Raw genomic sequence first — 22,515 nt, 5'->3', positions numbered from 1 at the left:
AGGGTTGATTAGGAAACTGGAAAATCAATAAAAAGCCGTCGTAGAACGACGGGGCTTCAGACCCAGTTTTTTGGTGACGGGAAGGAAGGCAAATCTTCATAATGAATTGTTAGCCCGTCTGGCGGGAGGAAGCGCTTCGCCCTTCGACGCTGAACTCTATGCTACAGCTTATCGACCGATCGAGCGAGACGGCAACCAATGCCTCGATATTTGGCAGGAAAAACTGGCTGTGGGCTGCGAGCTCCCTGTTTTACCGCTGTGGCTGCGCGGCGAGATTTGCTTGGCTGTGGAATTAAATCATATTTACGATCGAACTTGCCGAGAACACCGAATTGCTAGCAGCGCTTAGCATCAGGGCTCTTCGTCCTCACTACGAACTCTACTGCGCGAGAAACTAATGGCATGGAAACTAAATGGAACTACTTAAAACAACCGATGCCAAGTCAATTCTTTTGTCGCAGCATTTAAATTCCAGCGCAACAATTGACTTGCCGATTTGCCAATAATTCCCGAAAGTCCGATCGCCTTTCTTGGAGATTCAGTTGCCAGGGCGATCGCACTTTCGGCATCGCAAATCCCCCACTCCACCAAATTCTGTACTCCCGCCAACAGCGGCAGAGTAGTACCTGCCAAAGTAGCACATTCCAGGGCCGAGTGATAATCTAATCTTACCCAAGCTGTACCTTTTCTGACTTCAATTTGTCGGGAATCCCAAGGATAAACACCGTCAGGCAAACCCAAAGGAGCCAAAGCATCGCTCACTAAAAAAACGCCTTTTTGATACCTACCAGCGCGTAGCAAAAAATCAATCATTGTCGGAGAAACGTGCTTCCCGTCAGCAATTAAACCGCATTTTACCCCCGGATAAACAATCGCCGCTCCCAACAAACCCGGTTCTCTGTGGTGCAAACTCGGCATCGCATTAAAAGCGTGAGTTACCATTGAAGCCCCCCGCTCAAATGCTTGCTGTGCTTGCTCTGCCGTCGCTTGGGAGTGTCCGAGACTGACGGAAATTCCCAAACTTTGCAAATAGGAAATGACTTCGCCAGTGCTGTCTAACTCCGGCGCTAAAGTAATTATTTTGACAATATCGGCACAATCTCCTAAAACTTGCTTGACATTTTCTATAGTTAGCGGTAACAAAAACTCAACTGGGTGAGCGCCTCGCTTCTGGGGGTTGAGAAAAGGGCCTTCGAGGTGAACTCCAATAATTTCCGCTGTTTTGGGTTCAATTGTTGCGCGATCGGCGGTTTGTACAGTGCGGATATAATCAGCTATAGTTGAGAGCGATCGCCTAAACTTATCCAGCGAAGTTGTCACCAAAGTCGGCAAAAAAGCATCTACTCCCTGATTCCACAAAAATTGACAAATTTTCGGCAAAATTTCAATATGCTTGCTTTCTAAATCGGGAAAAGCAAAACCCAGGGCGCCGTTAATCTGCAAGTCAACACCGCCCAGAGAAAGCCAATCGCCTGCTACATCAAGCACGTGCAAATGGGGAGGACAAATCCGTTTAAATACGGCGTCCATCGGCAAAACTTCTTGAATGATTCCCGTTTCGTCAACAGCAAGCATCTGCAAATCCTTGCAACCGGGGATGCGAACATTGAGAATATCTGTGGGGGCGGCAGTTGGGGTTGTGGCTTCAGTCATCCGATTTTAGATTTTAGATTTTAGATTTTAGATTTAATATTCGCTACGGATAAGTCCGGTGGCTGGCGATCGGGAGGGGGAGCTTTTTGCTTTTTGCTGGCTCTAGGGCTGCTCAGACGGGGGCTTGTGGCAAAATTGCTTTGAAGGGTCAGTTTTGGTACAAAATATCTAAATTTGAGTTAACGCAATCATTTAAAATTAGCATTTATCTGAAATCTCAAATCTGAAAATTTTATGAATCAAGCGACAGTTGGAATTATCATGGGTAGCGATTCGGATTTGCCAACCATGAAAGATGCGATCGCAGTTTGCGAAGAATTCAACGTTGCTTGCTCCGTAGCGATCGTCTCGGCGCACCGTACCCCCTCGCGCATGGTGGAATACGCCCAAACCGCTCACCAACGAGGCTTGAAAGTCATTATTGCAGGTGCCGGGGGAGCGGCGCACCTCCCAGGTATGGTAGCATCTTTAACCCCCTTGCCCGTAATTGGCGTGCCCGTACCGAGTCGCCACCTCCAAGGCCTAGATTCACTGTACTCGATCGTGCAAATGCCAGCCGGGATACCCGTAGCAACAGTGGGGATCGGCAACGCTAAGAATGCTGGCTTGCTGGCAGTTCAGATACTGGCAGCTCATCAGCCAGAATTGCTAGAGCGAGTTTTGCATTACCGCAAAACTTTGTCCGAATCTGTACTGAAAAAACAAAATCTTCTAGAAGAGCTAGGCTATCATAACTATCTCAATCTCAACAAATAATCCATAAACTTTTGTAGTAAGATTGGAAAGTTTTCCGAATATTGCTGAGCTTACTAGCCGTAAAGAGGGTAAAAGTGATTAAAATGACTGTCGGAAAGAAAAAGTCAAAACCCGTCAGGCGGGAGTCTTTCAATTTGTCAGCAGCTAAATTTTTTACGAAAGTCAACAGGTTGAAGAAGTTACCACGGGCGATCGCCCGCCTCACTCCAAGTTGGCAAGCCTGTATACCTTTAGCTGCAATCATCGTCTTGGTGTGGGGATATGCGGCGGTAGCCCAAACAGCTCCCGCACCAACCACCGAGGAACAATTAGCAAGCCTTAAGGTGGGCATGGATACCATGTGGGTCATGGTGGCGGCGATGCTAGTGTTCTTTATGAACGCGGGTTTCTGTATGTTGGAAACCGGTTTTTGCCGCCAAAAAAATGCCGTCAACGTGCTGTCCAAAAACTTGATTGTTTTTGCGCTTTCTACGATCGCATATTGGGCGATCGGCTTTGCCTTAATGTTCAGTGACGGCAACGGTTTTATCGGCACCAGCGGCGGATTTTTCCTGTGGAACGTAGCTGACAACAGCCCCGCCACAGGAGAGGCTTATCAAGGCATTTTCGACTCGCTTAACTGGACGGGAGTGCCTCTTAACGCTAAATTCTTTTTCCAATTAGTTTTTGCGGGAACTGCTGCGACGATCGTTTCTGGAGCCGTTGCAGAGCGAATTAAATTCCTTGAATTCTTAATTTTCAGCTTGCTGCTAGTAGGAATTGCTTACCCGATTACCGGACACTGGATTTGGGGCGGCGGCTGGCTGGCAAAAGCAGGGTTCTACGATTTTGCCGGTTCGACAGTGATTCACTCGGTAGGCGGTTGGGCTGCTTTGATGGGAGCGGCATTTTTGGGGCCGCGGATCGGCAAGTACCGCGACGGCGATACTGTGGCGATGCCGGGACACAATATGAGCATTGCCACCCTGGGCTGTTTGATTCTGTGGTTGGGTTGGTTCGGGTTCAATCCCGGTTCGACAATGGCAGTCGATCCAAATGCGATCGCCCACATTGCGCTCACCACCAACACCGCCGGTGCCTTCGGGGGAGCTGCTGCAACCATTACTGCTTGGCTGTACCTGGGCAAACCCGACCTTTCGATGATTATCAACGGCATCCTCGCCGGCTTAGTCGGCGTAACAGCGAGCTGCGCTTGGATCAACTTGCCCAACTCTGCCATAATCGGCACGATCGCCGGTATCCTGGTAGTTTTCGCAGTAACTTTCTTCGACAACTTGAAAATTGATGACCCTGTAGGAGCAACTTCAGTTCACTTAGTCTGCGGCATCTGGGGAACTTTGGCAGTTGGGCTGTTTGCGGACGGGCCTACAACTGGACTTTATACCGCAGGCCCCGCAGCCGGATTGCTTGTGGGCGGAGGTTTCGGTCAACTCTGGGCGCAGTTGGTCGGCATTATCTCTGTAGGCGGGATGACCGTGCTGCTGAGTACGATTTTTTGGCTGGCACTCAAAGCTTTGCTGGGTATCCGCGTTTCTGCTTTAGAGGAGGCTGAAGGTTTGGATATCGGCGAACACGGGATGGAAGCTTACACCGGGTTTGTGAAGGAAACGAGCTTGGATAACAGAAGTGAGAGCGGCTACGGCGTTTATGGTGGGGGTTCTGGTGGGAGGCCTAACAAAATGTAGAGCGTGCGAAGAGATCGATCAATTCAGCTTTCGTGTCCTAAATTAGCTATTTATCAGCTAATTCACCCCTTTATTCAGAAACACCCGAATCTGAAATACCCGCCAACTTATGGCTGTCTATCGTTGTGCTCGCGTTTCAATATTCGATACGAACGCGGGCATATTTTTATTGTTAGTTTACGTTTAATGGCGTACATATAGCAGTTTTCGATTGCCTGAGATGTGCGCCATTAATTGGTAATTGATAATGGGGAAATGGGAATTGAGAATCTGTAAATCACGAGCGTTGAAAACTGGTGTATTGGTTAGAGTTGATCGCCAATTGCCTTAAGTTCTTCAACGAGGCGCTTGTTCTTGACATTCCTCCTGCCATCAAGGCGGGCGGAGACAATAGCGATTATTTCTAGTATATCTTTAGCTAAATCCTCGTCACAGCTAGCATTTTCGGTTTGATTTATAATCACTACCTCTGTCCCAAAGTGTTCGCACAAATTAAAAATTAGTTCAGAACCAAGTCTCAGCAGTCTGTCTTTGTGAGTTAATACCAACCTTTCTACTTGATTGTCTGCGATCGCCCGAATTAGATGTTGTAAACCCCCCTTACTGTAATTAACCCCAGAACCTACATCCTCAATGATTTGGAATTGCCACCCCTGAGATGCACAAAACAATTCCAAAACTTGTTTTTGTCTGTCTAAATCATCTTTTTGGTTGTGGCTGCTAACCCGAGCGTAAGCTATGGTTAAAGCGCCGTTGGGTTTTAAGCCGAGAAGATGAGCTAGGTCATAGCGTCTGTGACCATTAGCGGTGCGTTCGGGTATTAGCTTGCCTTCGGCTTCCCACCTGCGTAAGGTGGAAGCGCTCACACCTTTAATTTTGGCTGCTTCAGTTATAGTTAATTTTTTCATTTTTGGATTTTAGCATCAGAAATGGGTAATTTCGGTAAGTTTTAGATATATTTATGTCCCCGTCTGCCGGTTGGACAAGTCCGATTTATGGCAAGAAAGTTTGGTAGGCAGATTTTTTATGGTAAAGTAGTGCGAAAAAGCAAAGTTCTGCATCGCCGCCCTTGCCCAACACAGCACAGTGCTTGATTATTACAAGAATTGAGGCTTTAATTGAGCGGTAAAATTTGATGCAGCAATCAGTGCAAATTATTCGGTGTGATGGCTGCAAATAGCTTGAGTTTATGGAGAAGTTTGGAGGAGGTAGCAGAAGTAGAACTCATAAATCCCTCTTAGGGATGGAAGTTAGCCGATCGAAAACTGTTCCGGTTTGGGCTTTGCTATCTTTGGTGACGAACGGGGTACTGATACTTACAGTAGCTCAACTACTGCTGCGGGGAAACAACTTGACAGAACGCTTCCAGGCGAATGATGCGGTGACGGCAGAAGTGGCCCAGGAACAAATAGACCAACCGGCAATCTCTGCAAAGGCAGTGCTAGACGTGCCCGTTCCCGGGCCGCGACATAAATGGACGTACCAGCAGTGGGTGACGCAGTTGGGTCGCGAAGCTGAGGCGGCGGCGGCGAATCGACCCTCAAGACTGAGTGTTTTGGCTGGGGATTCTCTGAGTATGTGGTTTCCGACCAAGCTGTTACCAGCCGATCGAATTTGGCTGAATCAAGGAATTTCGGGGGAGACTTCGGTGGGTTTGCTGAAGCGGTTGCAGTTGTTCGATCGAACTGCGCCGGATACAGTGTTTGTGATGATCGGGATTAACGATTTGTTGCGGGGGGCCAGCGACGAAGGGATTTTGGACAACCAGCGGCAGATTATTCGCGATTTGCGGTGGGCGCACCCCAAAGCACAAGTAGTTGTGCAGTCGATTTTGCCCCACAGCGGGGAACAAGCTACTTGGGAAAATCGCGATCGGCTGTTGGCGATTCCTAACAGTCGGATTAGGGCAATAAATCGACGGCTGAAAGAAATTGCTAGTTCGGAAAATGTTTTGTATCTGGATTTGTACCCGCTGTTTGCGGATGTTGACGGCAATTTGCCAACTGAACTCAGCACAGATGGCTTGCACCTTAACGATCAAGGTTATCTGGTTTGGCGATCGGCCCTGCAACTGTTCGATCAGATGCAGTTGAAAAATGATTCATGAGTTATTAGTCATTAGTTAGAAAGATCAAGGATAAAGTAACACTCTCCACAACTCTCCCCCTCTCCTCCTCCCACTCTCCCCAACTCAAAACTCCTGCCCTCTCCTCAACTCCCCCTCTCGGATTGCTCTGCTATCACTGGCTATGTCAAGTATCCACTGATAGATGAAGAAATATGATACTTAGCTATTTAGTATAGGGCGATACAGAATCACTGTTGGTACACATGGTGCAATCCAAAAGGCATAGACCATGAGATTGATAGTTGACGAATTTAGATGAGTCCGGCTATACGAAGTCGCGGGGTTGAGGATTGGGGAATTATCTATTGAAGATTTGTTCCGCTAAAACAGGGACTTAAAACCAAATAACTATTGCATCTAAAATCCTCACATCTAAAATCGGCTCGGTCTTCCCTGAAAATTGCTGAGTATGAAAAGGTACGACTAACGTGATCAAAAAAAGTTTAACGATCGGCATCATGGCGCTGTGGCTGTTAAGCGGGCCGCTGATGGACAATGCCTTAGCTCAAGATGCTGGTGCCGCGGCTGCGGTGGCGCCGAATCCTATCAACAGTGGCGATACGGCCTGGATGTTGGTCTCCTCAGCACTGGTATTGCTGATGACACCGGGGCTGGCGTTTTTCTACGGGGGACTGGTGCGATCGCGCAACGTCCTCAACACCATGATGATGAGCTTGGTGATGATGGGAACGATCGGCGTCACCTGGACGTTGTGGGGGTACAGTTTAGCCTTTGATGTCACCGCCAGCAACCTCAATGATAAAGGGTTTGGTCAAGGGATCGAAAGCTTCATCGGCGGTTTCGACTGGATGTTCTTGAACAACGTCACGGCGGACACCCCAGATCCGATCGGCTACGCACCGACAATACCCCACCAAGTCTTCATGGTTTACCAGATGATGTTCGCCATCATCACTCCAGCCTTGATTTCCGGGGCGATCGTCGAAAGGGTAACATTTAAAACCTATTTCTGGTTCGTGCTGCTGTGGTCTACCTTCATCTACTCTCCTTTAGCCCACTGGGTTTGGGGTAGAGGCTGGCTGGCGGCGCTCGGATCTCTGGACTTTGCCGGCGGCACAGTCGTACACATTAGTTCCGGTGTTTCTGCGGTTGTCGCAGCTTGGATGATCGGACCCCGCAAAGACCACTTGAACAAGCCCCACACCCCTCACAACGTACCTTACGTCTTGCTGGGAATTGGGATGCTGTGGTTTGGCTGGTTTGGCTTCAACGGCGGTAGTGCTTTGAGTTCTGGTTCTTTAGCAACAGTGGCTTTTGTCACCACGATGATTTCTGCAGCAGCCGGCGGTTTAACTTGGACAATTGTGGAATGGGTGCTCAGAGGCAAACCGACAGCAGTGGGAATTGCTAGCGGTTTCCTCGCGGGATTGGTGGGCATCACACCTGCGGCTGGATTCGTGTTTCCAGTGGGAGCGCTTTTGATCGGATCGATTACTTCGGTTTGCTGCTTCTTTGCCGTTAGTTGGCGGGCTAAGCTGGGATTTGACGACTCTTTGGATACCTTCCCAGTTCACGGCGTAGGCGGAACTGTGGGCGCGATTCTGACTGGCTTATTTGCGACTAAAGCCGTTAACCCTCTCGGAAATGACGGGCTGTTTGCGGGGAATTCGGGGCTAATCGTGAGCCAGTTTGTAGGCGTTCTAGTTACTTACGTGTTTGCGGGTGTCGGCACTTTTGCGATCCTGAAAATTTTGGAACAGTTTATGGAACTGCGAGTGCCGTCATCTGCTGAAGACCAAGGTTTGGATATCGGCCAGCACGGGGAAGAAGCTTACGGTGAGGATTTTGCCGGCGGTTTCAGTTCGTTTGAATCGAGTTCTCCTTTTGCGCCGAAGAAGGTTTGAAGCTAATTTTCTGAATAAGTTCGATCGTGCAGAGACTCAGCAATCTTGGTCTCTGCAATTTTTTTAAGTTTTTTTTAACGAACCGCGAAGGCGCGAAGAGCGCGAAGAAGGAAGAGGAAGAAGGGTTAAGATGAGAGAATTATGCGTTTGATGCCTTCTTTGAGGATCGGAACGTTGAAGTTGATCAGAAGGCCTAGGGTGTTTTTGGTCATTTTAAGATAGGAGATAACTTGGGCTTCATGGATGGGAGCTAGCTTTTCGACAGCTTTTAATTCGACAATGAGGATATCGCCAACCAGAAAGTCTAATTGACCTTCGCCCACTGGATAACCTTTGTAAGTGATTGCTACTGGCTTTTTAGGGTGACAAGCTATCCCCCGCATCCGAAATTCAACTTCTAAGGATTCCTGATACACTGATTCTAAAAATCCTGGCCCCAAAAGCCGATGCACCTCAATAGCCGCCCCAATCACTCTATAAGCCAACTGTTCTAGCTGTTCGCCCAATTGTCTCATTCTTCTTTCTTCTTCCTTCGCGTCCTTCGCGTCTTCGCGGTTCATTCCTTCTTCCCTCTCATGTGTCGATCATATAAATAGCATATCCCCTCTTCGCTACTGAACCAATAAGCCCGATCGCACCCCAGGCATTCTAAAATCAAAGGTAATTAACCTAGATTTCTACTCGATACCGCATGGATACTAAAGCTTTTAAACGATCGCTCCAACAGTCGGAAAACTACCACCGCAAGGGTTTCGGACACGAAGCTGAGGTAGCTGGGGTAATGCAGACGGCTTATCAAAGCAGTCTGATCCAGCAAATTCGCGACAATAATTACAGGCTGGAACGCGGCGCAGTCACGATCCGACTCGCTCAGGCTTTTGGGTTTTGCTGGGGGGTGGAACGCGCTGTAGCTATTGCTTACGAGACTCGCCAGCATTTCCCCTCGGAACGGATTTGGATTACTAATGAGATTATTCATAATCCGTCTGTGAATCAGCATTTGCGCGATATGGAAGTTGGTTTTATTGCTGTTGAAAAGGGGCAGAAAGATTTTTCGGTTGTCGATAGTGGCGATGTGGTAATTTTACCTGCTTTTGGAGCGAGTGTTCAAGAAATGCAGTTGCTTAATGATAAGGGCTGCAAGATTGTTGATACTACTTGTCCTTGGGTTTCTAAGGTTTGGAATACTGTTGAAAAGCACAAAAAAAAGGATTACACTTCGATTATTCACGGTCAGTACAAGCATGAGGAAACTGTTGCTACGAGTTCTTTTGCTGATAAGTATTTGATTGTGCTCAATTGGCAAGAAGCTGAATATGTCAGCAATTATATCTTGCATGGGGGCGATCGCGAAGAGTTTCTTGCTAAATTTAGCAAGGCTTATTCTGCTGGTTTTGACCCGGATCGGGATTTGGAAAGCGTTGGGATTGCTAACCAAACTACTATGCTCAAAACTGAGACAGAGAATATTGGTAAGTTGTTTGAAAAAACGATGATGCGGAAGTTTGGGCCGGAGAATTTGAACGAGCATTTTCAGAGTTTTAATACTATCTGCGATGCGACTCAGGAACGGCAAGATGCTATGTTGAGTTTGGTTGAGGAAAAGTTGGATTTGATGCTGGTGATTGGGGGTTTTAATTCTTCTAATACTACCCATTTGCAGGAAATTGCGATCGACAAAACTGTTCCTTCTTATCACATTGATTGTGCGGAGCGCATTTTACCGGGAAATCGGATCGAACACAAGCCTTTGGGGGGAGATTTGGTCGTAACTGAAGGTTGGCTACCGGATGGTAAAATTGTAGTCGGCGTGACTTCGGGTGCTTCTACGCCTGATAAGGTTGTTGAAGATGCGATCGATCGCATTTTCGCAATGAAAGCGGCTGCGATTGTGTAATTATATTGTTGCGCCACTGCACTCGGAATCATAATTTTCTCAGTTAATTTTCTCAGTGCAGGGCGAGTGTCTCTTTGCCAGTGCGATCGAGACGCTCGCTCGTAAAAAGATATAATTCCGATGTTAAACTATAGCCTTTCTCAGAAAGATGAGGTACTCATGGGCATAGGGCATAGGGCATAGGGCATACCTCACTTTTTTGAGAACCGCTATAATTTCAACCCCATTCTCCCCAATTACCCGATCGCTCGCTTTTCTGATTTCTCATACTATTCACCCGCGTCATCGCTTCTGTGAATTTCTCCCTCGCTCCAAAAGATTATTTTTTAAATAAAATATTAAAAATTCGCCTTTTTTTTTGGGGTAAAAAGCTTGACTTTGCTAGATTGACAATGTATTATTTAATAATGGGAATAGTGACAAAATTTAAATTTATGTCACCACTCCCATTATCTAAAATATACCCCAAAAATCAACAGGAGTCAATAGGTAAAAACTCTTTTCTTTACGCCGCAATTTGAAACTGCCAAAGCAACACGAACGATACAACAATCGATGCAAAAAAAGGCGAATTAAGCTTTTCAGGCTATCCTAGATTGTGTAGCGTTTGCCTGAATCACGAGACGCAAGAGAGCGATTTATGCCATCTCAGACTTAAGGGGGATGCGAGGAGGAGCGAGGCTAAATTAGAAACAAGATCGATCGCAAATTTGAACCTTAAATTTATAGGCTTTATTCGCCGTCTGTGACAGCGCCAAAAATTCGAGTAGTCCGTATCCAGCTAAAATAAAAAAAAGCAGGACTCGCGTGCCGAGTATTCCATGAAACAATCCCTGACTCGCCAAATCACCGCAGGTATCGGAATGGCCGTGGCGCTGCTGATTTTCAATGCGGCTACATCCTACCGCAACACTCTCAAGTTAATCGAAAACGAACGCTGGGTGAGCCACACTCACCGAGTTTTAACCGAACTCGAAGCCACGCTTTCTACCTTAAAAGATGCTGAAACCGGACAGCGCGGTTATTTGCTGACGGGAGAAGAACGGTATTTAGAACCCTATCACAGCGCGATCGCCCGCATCAACCAACAAGTAGTCGGATTGCAGCAGCTAACGGCTGACAATAATCGGCAGCAACAGCGCATTCGCAACTTGAAAATTGCGATCGACTCTAAATTAGCCGAACTTGAAGGAACCATCAATCTGCGACGCCAACAAAAGTTAGAAGCAGCCCTGCGGGAAGTAAAATCCGGTAGGGGAAAGCAAATCATGGGCGGCATTCGGCAGCAGATAGCCACCATGACAGCCGAAGAAACTCAGCTATTGCAGCAGCGTGCCCGAGAATCTCAAACGAGCGCTACTTTGACAATCCTGACTTTTACCGTTGCCACTTTAGTAAATTTCCTGTTGATGCTGTTGGTTTACTATTTGGTGAAGCGCGATCGAACTTTGCGCGACAATGCCGAAATCAAGCAAAATCAACTGTTAGAACAGCTAGAACACGATCGCCACTCCCTACAATTAACCGAAGAACGTTTCCGCCTCGCCATTCTCAACGCACCGCTGCCAATTATGCTGCACGCTGAAAACGGACAAGTTTTGCAAATTAACAGCGCTTGGACAGAATTTTCAGGCTACCAACACTCAGAAATTCCCACAATTGAAGATTGGACAGAAAAAGCTTACCACAACCGCAAATCGCTAGTGCAAGCAGATATCGATCGGCTGCACCAATTAAACAGCCGCATTTCTGAAGGCGAATATATGATTGCCACAGCCAGCGGCGAAACTCGCATTTGGGACTTTTATTCCGCACCTTTAGGCCAGCTTTCCGACGGCAGAAGTTTAGTAATTAGTACCGCCATTGACATAACGGCACGCAAGCAAGCAGAAGCAGAAATTCGGATGCTCAACGCTACCTTAGAACGGCGAGTGGAACTCCGCACCAATCAACTTCAAGCAGCTAACGAAGAATTAGAAGCTTTCACCTATACCGTCGCCCACGATTTGCGGGCTCCCCTGCGGGGAATGCAGGGATTAGCTGAAGCTTTATTAGAAGATTACCGTGACATCCTCGACGAACTTGGTCAAGAATACGCCCAGCAAATTGTTAATTCTGGGCAACAACTAGAAGAATTAATCGAAGATTTGCTAGCTTACAGCCGCCTCAGCCGCACTGATTTATCGCTGCAAGTTTTAGACTTAGAATCTGCTGTGGTCGAGGCAATTGCTATGGTAAAAGCCGACGCTAAATCCAGCCACGCTCAAATCATTGTTCAATCACCCTTGCCTGCGGTAATTGCCCACCGCGTTACTTTAATTCAAGTAATCGCCAATCTGCTCACCAATGCTATAAAATTTGTGGAAGGCGTATCACCCCAAGTACAGATATGGGCAGAGGAACTTGAGCTGCCTCAAGAGGGACAGACAGACAGGGATACAGGGGGAGAATTGGAAAGGGGAACTGTGGGACAGTGGGAGCATTCTCAGTTACTTATGACCAGCCCTCTATTGCCAGTCGGCTTCATCCGTCTTTGGGTAGAAGACAACGGCATCGGTATTGCTCCAGAACATCAAAAACGCATTTTTGGGGTTTTTGAACGGCTGCACGGTATTGAGTCTTACCCCGGAACTGGTATAGGATTAGCTATTGTAAAAAAAGGAGTCGATCGCATGGGCGGTCAAGTTGGAGTGGAATCTCAATTAGGACAAGGCAGTCGATTTTGGATACAACTGAGAAAGCATGACGCAAACGCAGACGATTTTGCTGGTGGAAGATAACCCCGTTGATATTCTATTGATGCAGCGGGCATTTCGCAATGAGACTTTTGCTAATACTTCGCTGCAAATTGTGCGAGATGGAGATGCAGCGGTTTTTTATTTAAATGGGGACGGAGAATACAGCGATCGCGATCGCTATCCTTTACCTGCGATAATTTTACTAGACTTGAAATTGCCCAGGCGATCCGGTCACGAAGTTCTAGTTTGGCTGAGGCAGCAGCCGGAACTAAAACGCTTGCCGGTGGTTATGCTTACTTCTTCTAGGCAAACACTTGATGTCAAGCGCGCTTACGATTTAGGGGTAAATTCTTATTTGGTTAAACCGGTCGGGTTTGCTTCTTTATTGGAAATGATGCAGAGTTTTAGCGAGTATTGGCTCAACTATAGCGAACTGCCGGAACCTAGAGAATTTTCTGGTTTGTAGTAGCCGTTTCCCGGTTTTTATTGCTTGTTTACTCGTTACCAGGCTCTTTCGGGTAACGAGTAAATTAAGTTTCTAGTGAGTAAGCCCGTCCTGTCTCATCTTAAAGGGGCGATTTCTAACATTTTTATGATAATATATCGCCACTCTAGCTAATAGCAAAATTATTAATTGTTACAGTGCTACACATTCTGGTAATTGACGACAACCCAACAGATAGGCTGCTGGTCAAACGCGAATTAGATCGGCAATTCTCGCAATTGCAAATAACGGAAGTTTTTGACGATAGATTATTCGGGGAAGCACTGAAACGAGGCGGATTCCATCTGGTAATTACTGATTACCAACTACGCTGGACGAACGGTTTAGATGTGCTGAAAACTATTAAAGCTAGTTATCCAGAATGCCCGATTGTAATGTTTACGAATACTGGCAACGAAGAAATTGCTGTAGAGGCAATGAAATCCGGCTTGGACGACTACATTATCAAGTCGCCGAAGCACTATGTCCGCCTTTGCGTTACGGTTCGCGCAGTGCTCGATCGAGTTGCCGCCTGGAAGTCGCCCGACTGGAAAATCAACTTCATTCTCTGCTAGAACACTTAAATGTCGGAGTTTTTCGAGCGACTTCCGAGGGGCAGCTTTTGGAAAGCAATCAAGCTTTTTTGCGCTTGTTTGATGCCAGAAATTTAGCAGATGTCCAAGGGATTTATCTTCAGAAATTGTTTGTGCAACCCCTAGATTCAGGCAGGGCTGTTTCGGGGCAACCACGGGGGGATTGCCCCTACGGAAAACCAGGGTTTTGTAGGGGCGGTGCCCCCGTGCCCGCCCAGCCCATAGACGAGGGGGTCGGGGTTTCAGATATCGCGGCTCTTCACGAGGGATTGCCCGTACAAGACAATGAAACAGCCCTGCTAGATTCAGGGGAGTCTCGGTCTCAAAATATCGAAATTACCTTTCCTTTGCCAGACGGTCGAGTAAAATGGATTCGGTTTACTCAATATCTCTACAGCGCAGAAGGTGAAAGTACCATTGAGGGATTGGTTGAAGATATTACTGATCTCAAGCAGGCTGAACTTGCTTTGCGAGAATTTAATGAAACTTTGGAAGAGCGGGTGAGAGAGCGTACTGCTGAGTTAGAAGAAGTTAATGCACAGCTCGAATCGTTTACCTATTCAGTTTCTCACGACTTGCGCGCTCCTCTGCGGGGAATTTCGTTTTTTGCTGAAATGTTGCTCCAAGATAAAGCCAGCGAGTTGGATGCTACTGCACAGGATTACTTGTATCGGATTAATGACGCCGCAAGTCTGATGAATACTTTAATCGAAAATTTGCTAGAGTACAGCCGCCTCAGCAAAGCTAACTTGCCACTAAAAGCAGTCTCTCTTCATTTAATTGTGGCTCGATCGATCGCGCAACTAGAGGCGGAAATTGCCGAAAAACAAGCTCGGATAACGGTTGTCGAACCGCTACCTACGGTGTTGGCCCATCCTGCTACGCTGCTGCAAGTCTTGACTAACTTGCTTTCCAACGCTATTAAGTTCGTGCAGCCGGGGATAGAGCCGCAGGTGCGAGTTTATGCAGAAGCTGAGGAAGAATATATCTATCTTTGGGTAGAAGACAACGGCATTGGTATTGCAGAAAGATTTCAAGAGAGGATTTTTGGGTTGTTCGATCGCCTGCACGGTCAAGAAGTTTATCCAGGGACGGGAATAGGGCTGGCGATCGCGAGCAAAGGAGTCGATCGGATGGGGGGTGCGATCGGGCTGAAATCGACTCTGGGAATCGGTACCAGCTTCTGGGTAAAATTACGCAAGTGCGAGAGTTGAGGAAGCAAGTTCGGCAACGCGCAGTGAATCGGGATTTAAAAGATGAGGTTCTAGGGAAGAAGGTTTTAACCGCAATATTCTGCTGTAGCTCAAAGAATCAATCAACCCGCTTGTTCACACCCGAAGACAGCATAAACAATTAGTATAGTAACAGTTAAGTAATCTCTTGCACCTTTCCCGCTTGAGCAGGCTTTCTGATCTGTTTGACAACAACTTACTTAATTCATTTGCGTGTGGACACGCCCCTAAAAGCCTGGCTGAGGATATTACAAGCTTTAAAATATAATAAAATACAAGCAAATACAATAAAATTATTGGCAAGTCTAATTAACCCACCAAGTACATATTTAAATTGTCGAGATTGCTCAATAACATATTGTTAGATTTAAGAATGTTTGCGCCCATACAAAAACTAAAAGGCTAATGGTGTCTATTCTATTAATCGACGACAACCCGAACGATCGCCTGATGATCGAGCGAGAACTGAGGAAAACTTTTCCCGATTTAGAAATTAAGTCGGTTATTGATATCCAAACTCTCGAACAAATCCTGGTCGCCGGGGGTTTTGACCTAGTAATTACCGACTACCAACTGCACTGGAGCGACGGATTAACTATTCTCCGCAAAGTTCACAGCCGCTACCCAAATTGTCCGGTAATTATGTGTACTGACAGTGGCAGCGAACAAGTGGCAGTCGAAGCTATGAAAGCGGGTTTGAGCGATTACGTGTTCAAAGGGCGACACTTAAAGCGGCTGGCGGCGGCAGTGGGCGAAAGCTTGAAAAATCAGCAGTTGCGCGAGAAATACGCGAAAACGTCGGCGCAGTTGGCAATTTCGGAGGAAAGGCTGAGGTTGGCGATCGAAGCCTCGAAAATGGGAACTTGGGATTGGAATTTATTAAATGGCGAGGTGGTTTGGTCGGAGGGACACGAACTGTTATTCGGCCTGGAAAAAGGCAGTTTTGCGGGAACTTACGAAGCTTTTTTTAGCTGCATTCACCCGGATGACCAGGCCTCGCTCGCCCAGGCTGTTGCCTTTGCTTTAGAAAACAAAATAGAATACCAATACGAATTTAGAGTCATTTGGCCCGACGGCAGCTTGCACTGGATCGCGAGTAGGGGCAAGTTTTTTGAGGATGATACGGGTAAACCGGTGCGAGCAATCGGCGTGGTTTGGGATATTACCGATCGTAAATTATCGGAAGCCAGGGTGCAAGAAAGCGAGGAAAACTTGCGCTTTGCCCTAGAAGCAGCTAATACGATCGCTTTTAGCTGGGATGTGGCATCCGGGGAAGTCCGCCGTTCGCCCAATGCCGAAACACAGATGGGTTTGGGCCCAGACAGCACCTTTGGTACTTTTGAGCAAAAAAAGAATACGGTGCATCCAGAAGACCGCGAAAGCTTTTTGGCAGATTTGGATGCCGCACTCAGCGGGACGGGAGTCTACGAGTCGGAATACCGCCACGTGCGCCCCGACGGCTCAGTCATTTGGCTCCACGACAAAGGGCGGGTGGTTTTTGACGCATCGGGCACACCCCTTCGGCTGTTCGGGGTGGCGATCGACATTACGGATCGCAAACAGTTAGAATACGAGCGCTCGCGCGCGTTGGCGCGCCAGCAGTCGTATTTGCGCCGCCTGCAAAAGTTAACCTCCGCGTCAGTTGCTATCAACTCCACACTGTCGGTGGCAGAAATACTTCAGTTAGCTGCCGATAGCGCCCGCCAAATTCTGGAAGTCCACCAGGTAGCGGTCAACCTCAACCCCACCGCCAACTGGGATTCGGGAATTAGCAAGTTTTCCATGTCAGAAAAATACGCCGCGTGGCAAGATTACTGCGAAGAACCAGACGGTACGGGCATTTACCAACAAGTTTGCCAGCAGCAACAGCCGATGCGAATGACTCAAAGCGAGTTAGAGGCTCACCCGGCCTGGCGGGAGTTCGGCAAGGCTGCGGGGAAGCACCCGCCGATGCGGGGCTGGCTGGCTGTACCGCTGACGGGTCGGGACGGCAGAAATCTGGGATTGATTCAGTTGTCGGACAAGTATGAGGGGGAGTTTGCCGAAGATGATGAAACTATTTTAATGCAGTTGGCTCAGGCGGTGTCGGGGGCGATCGACAATGCCCGCCTTTACGAGGAATCTCAGCAGGCAAATCGCATGAAAGATGAGTTTTTGGCAACTCTTTCTCATGAGCTCCGATCGCCCTTAAACGCGATTTTGGGCTGGGCGCAACTGCTGCGGCACCGCAGTTTTAGTCCGGCTGCTACTGGGCGGGCTTTAGAAACGATCGAGCGAAATGCTAAATTGCAAACTCAATTGATTGATGATTTGCTGGATATTTCTAGAATTATTCGCGGCAAGTTGACTTTGAATCCTTGTGCGGTAAATTTGATTTCGATGGTGGAAGCAGCGGTGAATACGGTGCGGTTGGCCGCCGATGCTAAGTCGATCGATTTACGGTTTGCAATTGTAGATTTGGGCTTGGAGACTGCAGAGTTTTCCGAAGCCGGGGAGATTTCTGGCAATCCTGAATCTCAGTTAAATCCGAAATTTTGGGTATCAGGAGACCCCGGCCGCTTGCAGCAAGTGATTTGGAATTTGCTGACGAATGCGATTAAGTTTACGCCGCGCGGGGGGCGAGTTGAAATCCGGCTTTCGAGAGTTGATTCGGAGGTTGAGTTGGCTGTTACCGACACGGGAATTGGGGTTGCACCGAATTTTTTGCCTTACGTGTTTGAGTCTTTCCGCCAAGCGGATGCTACGATTACTCGCAATTATAGCGGTTTGGGGCTGGGTCTGGCGATCGTCCGGCAGTTGGTGGAACTCCACGGCGGCACGGTTTGGGCGAGCAGTCCGGGACTGGATATGGGATCGACTTTTACTTTCCGTCTCCCTGCGATGCAGGTAAATTCCATCGCCGGTGAGGAAGCGCAGGTTTTGGCTGGCGCTGGTAATTTACTGGGAGTTAAGGTTTTGCTGGTTGATGACGAGGTTGATTCGCGGGAATTTATGAGGTTTGTCTTGGGGGATTCCGGGGCCACTGTCATGGCTGCATCGTCTGCTGCTGAGGCGTTTGAGGTGGCTTCGCAGTTTGATCCGGATGTTGTGGTCAGCGATATCGGAATGCCGGAGGAAGACGGCTATTCGCTGCTACGAAGGCTGCGTTCTTTGAACACGCAGACAGGGAAATTTTGGGCGATCGCTCTGACGGCTTATGCTAGGGATGAAGACCGCGATCGTGCTTTTGCTGCAGGTTTCGATCGGCATCTGTCTAAACCTGTGCAACCCGATGTGTTGGTAGAGACTATAGTCAAGTTGAGGCCGCAAGGGCTAACAACTTAAAAAATTCTATTAATAAATGGTAAATGGTAAATGGTAAATGTGTTTGTAGTGGCGACTTTAATCCTCGTAAAACTCGCTCGTACTTGCCTTCCTCACTACCAATCTATAATGCTGATTTTACCGGACACCACCTGATTAACCCGACTGGATATCGACGGAATCGCTCAACTGAGAAATATAAAAATTTGTATTTTTCAAACTCTTCAACTTCTGCTTGTGGGGCTTTGCTTCTAGCCCGCCTAAAATATGCAATTTATATGCCGATTAGGTGATTGGTTTGTGTTAATATGCTAAAATATCCAACAACCACGCGGTAATTAGGTGGACAAACTTCAGACAGATATAGAGGCAATTTACTCTCAAATTGAGGAATTGCGCCTGGAACGCCAGCAGCTTAGTATTGCCGATGTTGTCCCAGCCGGTGATTCGCCCCAAGCGATCGCCGATGCTTATCGTCGTCACGCGAGGGAAAAAGCACAAGTATCGGCAGAAGTCAAGGGGATAGATGACGCGATCGCGGCTCTGTCTGCTCAACTAAGTCAGAAACAGCAGCAGTCAGTAAAGTTGCAAAGAATAACTCCGATGGAGGAGCAAGTTGAAGAAGGAAGATTACTAGCCAAGGGACACGCGGAACGGATTAATGAACTGGCGGCGGAACTGGCGGCGGAAGTGAAGGGACTCAAAGCCATCGCCGACCAAATTAGTCCCAGCTACTGGCAGGTTTATTACAAGCCTTTTATTACGGGTTTTAAGAGTATTTCTGTTCCCTACGTGCGATCGGACGGGGATGTTTGGACTATTGTCAATCGAGTAGTTTAGAGAGGCTGCGGGAGCAGAAATAATCAGCGCTCAAGACAATTTTTTTCCTGTCCCTATTCCTCTACCTCAACCTCGCAGCAATTGCTTAATAGTGCCGACCAATTCTTGAGGGTGAAATGGCTTGGCGATGTAAGCGTCGGCTCCTTGTTTCATTCCCCAATAGCGATCGAACTCTTCGCTTTTGCTCGAACACATTACCACCGGCAAATTTTGGGTTTTAGGGTCGCTTTTGAGCCGGCGACAAACTTCGTAGCCGTTCATCCGGGGCATCACGATATCCAGAACCACTAAATCTGGGCGGTTAGCCTTGATTTGCTCTAGAGCTTCTACGCCATCACTCGCTACGGTGACGTTGAGTCCTCTACCTTTGAGCAAGTCGGCGATCATCTCCCGCAGAGTGACGCTATCATCAACAACCATAACTGTACTCATAGAATAATCCCTACCAAGTTTCTGGGTTGAAACGTTCTCATTAACGTTTACACTAACGTTCACCTTCAAAGGTGTCTTTTCCTGATTGAGATTGCGCTCTGCTAAATGTAGTTTACCCACTTTTGCTGATTTCTCAATCATTTTCTGAGTAATTTCGGCCAAATTTAAAGTTCCGCGCAATCTCGGTTGACACAGGAGGCTATGTCCGTTAGTCTATCATTTTCTTTCTCAAATGGTACTATTATCAAAAAATCAGGGTATAGCTTGGTTGTGCGTTTCCGGTTGAGGACGGCGGCGCTCGGCCGCCTGCATCAACGGGAGCATCTCAATGAAAGCAGCCCTCCGCTAGAAATTGGAGTTTTGAGGCAGAAGGCAGGAGGCAGAAGGCAGGAGGAAAGAGGAAGAAGGAAAGAGGAAGAAGGAAGGAGCTAGAAGGAAGGAGCTAGAAGAAGTTTTTTTACAAATATGAGATGCTCCCTGCATCAACATTTGTCTAATTAGGATTTTTCGTACCTAAAGCCGATAGTTTTTGGTCGTAGAGCGTGTCTAAAACGACCGGACGCTGGCGGTAGCTGTGACCGGTGTTTTTGCAGCCGTTAGCAACGATTCCCAAGACGCAAGCTCCAGAAATTTTTAATTCTTCTAAAACTTTGCGAACTTGCGATCGGTCTGTTTGCCCAATTTGGACGACCATAATCGTAGCGTCTGTGCGAGCTGCGATCAAGTGGGTGTCTGCCAAGCCTGCTACTGGCGGGGTGTCATAAATTACTAAGTCAAAAAATGCTTGAAATTGCTCCATTAGATACTGCATTTTTTTGGAAGAAAGAAGCTTGATCGGATCGGGGGGAATTTGGCCTGCGGTGAGTACGAACAAATTTTCTTGGTTCGGGACTCGTTGAATCGCGTCGTTGAGGCTGAGATCGGTAGAGATGGCATCGCCCAGGCCACGCACGTTTGGCAGTCCTAACTTAGCGTGCAGTTGCGGGCAGCGCAAATCTGCATCTACTAGCAATACTCGCTGTCCGACTGCTGCTGCTGCTGTGGCTGCCAGGTGCAAAGCTACTGTAGATTTGCCGTCTCCGGCTACGGCTGAGCCGACTAAGAGCGATCGAATTGCCGTGCCTGCACTCAGCAAGTGAATGTTCGTGTATAGCGATCGAAATGCTTCTAAAAATTGATAGTCCAAGTCGCTCAAAATACTTGGTCCCCCGCTCGTCGAACCAGTATGTCTAGCTTCGGCCGGTTCGACTACTTCCACTTTCAAGTTCGATCGAGCTGATGTTAGTTTCCTCTGTCTGGCTGGCGGTCGGCGCTTAACTTTTTTGGTAAACGGAATCACCCCGAGTATTGGCAATCTTGTGGCCATTCTCAGTGATTCTGGAGTGTGGAACACAGTATTTAGTACCTCTACCACCAAGCCGACTGCTATGCCCAGCAGACTGCTTAAAATTACTGCCAGCGCTAACTGTTTTTTGGTTTGTTTGACGGTAGCTGTTATAGGCCTGCCGAATTTGTCTAGCGGAATTTCCGGAGGAGTGATCGGCACCCAGGGTATTTGCTGCTGAGCAGCATCAATCCGCAAGGCTTCTCGTTTTGCCAAGAAGTCCGACAAACTCTTAGTAACTACTTGCAGTTCCCGCTGTAAATTGTCGTATTGTCGGGTTGTAACTGAAAAGTTTCTAATTTTTTGGTTGAGAGCATTTTGCAAAGCTGTCATTTCGCGATCGCGCGCTTCAATTTCTTTGATTTGGGTCTCTAAATTTCCCATCACCACTTCTTTTGCTTGTTTAGTGGCGGTTAAAATCAGTTCTTCCCGACTTTTTCGCAGCGCTAAAACTGGCAAACTGTCTTCTCTGTACTGAGCTGCTTTTAAGGACAATTCCGAGTCTATTCTCTGAATTTGACCTAAGAGTCCGCTGTAAGCTTGTCCTTGGGTCATCAGCAGCCCCTGGGGATTATTTTCGTTGAGTAATTTTTCATAGCTTTGGTAGAGGTTTCGCATCCCTTTTAGCTGAACTCTAATTTCTACTTGCTTACCCCGAATGCTTTGAACTTGTTCAGAGAGAGATTTTCCCTCCATCTGAGGTTCAAACAAGTTGCTCTGCTGCCGCAGTCTTTGGACTTGCAGTTGCAGAACTTCCACTCTTTCTCGGAGCTTGGGCATCTCCGTATCTATAAATTTAATACCTTGATTAATGCCGATCAGCCGTTGCTGCAAGCTGTAGTCTAGATAAGCTTTAGAAATTTTATCCAATACGGTGGAAATTTTTTCTCGGTTTGAATCTTTGTAACGAACTTGTAAAATTTTTGTGCCTTGCTGTTTGCCATCTTTCGCGTAGCTGACGCGGTTGATGGACATTTTTGAGATCAGTGCCGTATAGTTCATTTTGGGATACCAGGCTCGCAATTCCTCAATCACGGGCTGCATCAATTTGGGGCTACGCAAAATCCTAATTTGGGTTTCGTAGTCTACTAAGCTAATTCCTTCTATATTAATTCTTGCTAAATCTGCCGCTTGGGTGTTGTTTAATTGTTTGGATAGCAAACCTTCAGCCGTGGCTGGTTCTACTAACAGGGAAAAGGAGCCTTCATACTCGATCGTAATCTGTTTAGACGTGAGGACGATCGCTGTTCATGCCAGGGCGCTCAAAGCAATGGTGGCTGCTGCCATGACCAGGAAGCGACGGCGCACGACGCCTAAGAGCCAGGACAAGTCTAGCTTTTCTTCTTCTCTCTCCTCTACGAAGTGATCTCTGTAGTTGTGAGCAGATAACTCCGGCAGTTTGCCATTCGATTTGGGTGTGAAGGGTTGGTAATCTTGTCTGCTATCCATATTCAGCCTGGGTATTTTTGAGGTTGGTATTTTTGAGGTTGATATTTTTGAAGCGGCCAGGTCGCGGCTGGGTAAT

Annotated in this window: 19 protein-coding genes; 13 read left to right on the top strand and 6 right to left on the bottom strand. The window is 47.5% G+C overall.

Going from position 1 to position 22,515, the window contains the following annotated elements; all coding sequences use genetic code 11:
• Positions 1 to 73: 73 nt before the first annotated feature.
• Positions 74 to 349 carry a hypothetical protein gene (locus QT990_RS26450; RefSeq protein ID WP_333144513.1) on the top strand — a complete coding sequence of 92 codons (276 nt, stop codon included), beginning with the start codon at positions 74 to 76 and terminating at the stop codon, positions 347 to 349.
• Between the two features lie 74 nt (positions 350 to 423).
• Here the strand turns inward: QT990_RS26450 and nagA are convergent, their stop codons facing one another.
• Positions 424 to 1,653, bottom strand: coding sequence for an N-acetylglucosamine-6-phosphate deacetylase (gene nagA, locus QT990_RS26445; RefSeq protein ID WP_333144512.1), 1,230 nt, complete (start codon positions 1,651 to 1,653; stop codon positions 424 to 426).
• A gap of 234 nt (positions 1,654 to 1,887) precedes the next feature.
• On the opposite strand from nagA, the gene purE reads away from it, so the two are divergent.
• Both purE and QT990_RS26435 read left to right on the top strand, forming a co-directional pair.
• On the top strand, positions 1,888 to 2,409 hold the full coding sequence (gene purE / locus QT990_RS26440) for a 5-(carboxyamino)imidazole ribonucleotide mutase (protein ID WP_333144511.1): 522 nt from the start codon (positions 1,888 to 1,890) through the stop codon (positions 2,407 to 2,409).
• An 83-nt stretch (positions 2,410 to 2,492) separates the two neighbouring features.
• Entirely contained in the window at positions 2,493 to 4,094 is a 1,602-nt protein-coding gene (locus QT990_RS26435) for an ammonium transporter (RefSeq protein ID WP_333144510.1), read from the top strand.
• A gap of 305 nt (positions 4,095 to 4,399) precedes the next feature.
• Here QT990_RS26435 and QT990_RS26430 read toward each other — a convergent pair whose 3' ends face one another.
• Complete coding sequence (locus QT990_RS26430; protein ID WP_333144509.1) at positions 4,400 to 5,002, bottom strand: IS607 family transposase; 603 nt, start codon at positions 5,000 to 5,002, stop codon at positions 4,400 to 4,402.
• A 281-nt stretch (positions 5,003 to 5,283) separates the two neighbouring features.
• On the opposite strand from QT990_RS26430, the gene QT990_RS26425 reads away from it, so the two are divergent.
• Positions 5,284 to 6,201 carry an SGNH/GDSL hydrolase family protein gene (locus QT990_RS26425; RefSeq protein ID WP_333144508.1) on the top strand — a complete coding sequence of 306 codons (918 nt, stop codon included), beginning with the start codon at positions 5,284 to 5,286 and terminating at the stop codon, positions 6,199 to 6,201.
• 449 nt (positions 6,202 to 6,650) lie between these two features.
• Positions 6,651 to 8,087, top strand: coding sequence for an ammonium transporter (locus QT990_RS26420; RefSeq protein WP_333465934.1), 1,437 nt, complete (start codon positions 6,651 to 6,653; stop codon positions 8,085 to 8,087).
• A 125-nt stretch (positions 8,088 to 8,212) separates the two neighbouring features.
• Here QT990_RS26420 and QT990_RS26415 read toward each other — a convergent pair whose 3' ends face one another.
• Positions 8,213 to 8,647: a GxxExxY protein gene (locus QT990_RS26415; RefSeq protein WP_333144506.1), complete on the bottom strand. Its 435-nt coding sequence runs from the start codon at positions 8,645 to 8,647 to the stop codon at positions 8,213 to 8,215.
• Between the two features lie 131 nt (positions 8,648 to 8,778).
• Here QT990_RS26415 and QT990_RS26410 point away from each other — a divergent pair, with 131 nt between their 5' ends.
• The 7 genes from QT990_RS26410 (at position 8,779) to QT990_RS26380 (ending at position 19,174) form a co-directional block, all read left to right on the top strand.
• Positions 8,779 to 9,984 carry a 4-hydroxy-3-methylbut-2-enyl diphosphate reductase gene (locus QT990_RS26410; RefSeq protein ID WP_333144505.1) on the top strand — a complete coding sequence of 402 codons (1,206 nt, stop codon included), beginning with the start codon at positions 8,779 to 8,781 and terminating at the stop codon, positions 9,982 to 9,984.
• An 821-nt stretch (positions 9,985 to 10,805) separates the two neighbouring features.
• A complete protein-coding gene (locus QT990_RS26405; RefSeq protein WP_333144504.1) occupies positions 10,806 to 12,764 on the top strand; it encodes a CHASE3 domain-containing protein in 1,959 nt (652 codons plus the stop codon).
• Positions 12,727 to 13,188, top strand: coding sequence for a response regulator (locus QT990_RS26400; protein WP_333144503.1), 462 nt, complete (start codon positions 12,727 to 12,729; stop codon positions 13,186 to 13,188). Before QT990_RS26405 ends, QT990_RS26400 begins: the two co-directional genes overlap by 38 nt.
• 176 nt (positions 13,189 to 13,364) lie before the next feature.
• Positions 13,365 to 13,781, top strand: coding sequence for a response regulator (locus QT990_RS26395; RefSeq protein WP_333144502.1), 417 nt, complete (start codon positions 13,365 to 13,367; stop codon positions 13,779 to 13,781).
• Positions 13,700 to 15,013, top strand: coding sequence for an ATP-binding protein (locus QT990_RS26390; RefSeq protein WP_333144501.1), 1,314 nt, complete (start codon positions 13,700 to 13,702; stop codon positions 15,011 to 15,013). The genes QT990_RS26395 and QT990_RS26390 overlap by 82 nt, the downstream gene beginning before the upstream one ends.
• 423 nt (positions 15,014 to 15,436) lie before the next feature.
• Complete coding sequence (locus QT990_RS26385) at positions 15,437 to 18,355, top strand: PAS domain-containing protein (protein WP_333144500.1); 2,919 nt, start codon at positions 15,437 to 15,439, stop codon at positions 18,353 to 18,355.
• 321 nt (positions 18,356 to 18,676) lie between these two features.
• Positions 18,677 to 19,174: a hypothetical protein gene (locus QT990_RS26380; protein WP_333144499.1), complete on the top strand. Its 498-nt coding sequence runs from the start codon at positions 18,677 to 18,679 to the stop codon at positions 19,172 to 19,174.
• Between the two features lie 66 nt (positions 19,175 to 19,240).
• Here QT990_RS26380 and QT990_RS26375 read toward each other — a convergent pair whose 3' ends face one another.
• Positions 19,241 to 19,606, bottom strand: coding sequence for a response regulator transcription factor (locus QT990_RS26375; RefSeq protein ID WP_039886668.1), 366 nt, complete (start codon positions 19,604 to 19,606; stop codon positions 19,241 to 19,243).
• A 201-nt stretch (positions 19,607 to 19,807) separates the two neighbouring features.
• Here QT990_RS26375 and QT990_RS26370 point away from each other — a divergent pair, with 201 nt between their 5' ends.
• The gene (locus QT990_RS26370; RefSeq protein WP_333144498.1) at positions 19,808 to 20,038 is read left to right on the top strand and encodes a hypothetical protein; all 231 of its coding nucleotides are present in this window, start codon (positions 19,808 to 19,810) and stop codon (positions 20,036 to 20,038) included.
• 61 nt (positions 20,039 to 20,099) lie between these two features.
• Here QT990_RS26370 and QT990_RS26365 read toward each other — a convergent pair whose 3' ends face one another.
• Together QT990_RS26365 and QT990_RS26360 are read right to left on the bottom strand one after the other, a co-directional pair.
• Positions 20,100 to 22,151, bottom strand: a complete 2,052-nt coding sequence (locus tag QT990_RS26365; RefSeq protein ID WP_333144497.1) for a polysaccharide biosynthesis tyrosine autokinase — start codon at positions 22,149 to 22,151, stop codon at positions 20,100 to 20,102.
• Positions 22,152 to 22,238: 87 nt separating this feature from the next.
• Positions 22,239 to 22,439, bottom strand: a complete 201-nt coding sequence (locus tag QT990_RS26360) for a hypothetical protein (protein WP_333144496.1) — start codon at positions 22,437 to 22,439, stop codon at positions 22,239 to 22,241.
• Between the last annotated feature and the right edge of the window lie 76 nt (positions 22,440 to 22,515).

The sequence above is a fragment of the Microcoleus sp. T3_B1 genome (assembly GCF_036700445.1).
Lineage (GTDB): Bacteria > Cyanobacteriota > Cyanobacteriia > Cyanobacteriales > Microcoleaceae > Microcoleus.
Note: the sequence above shows the minus strand (reverse complement) of the source record. Positions and strands in the feature narration are given on the sequence as shown.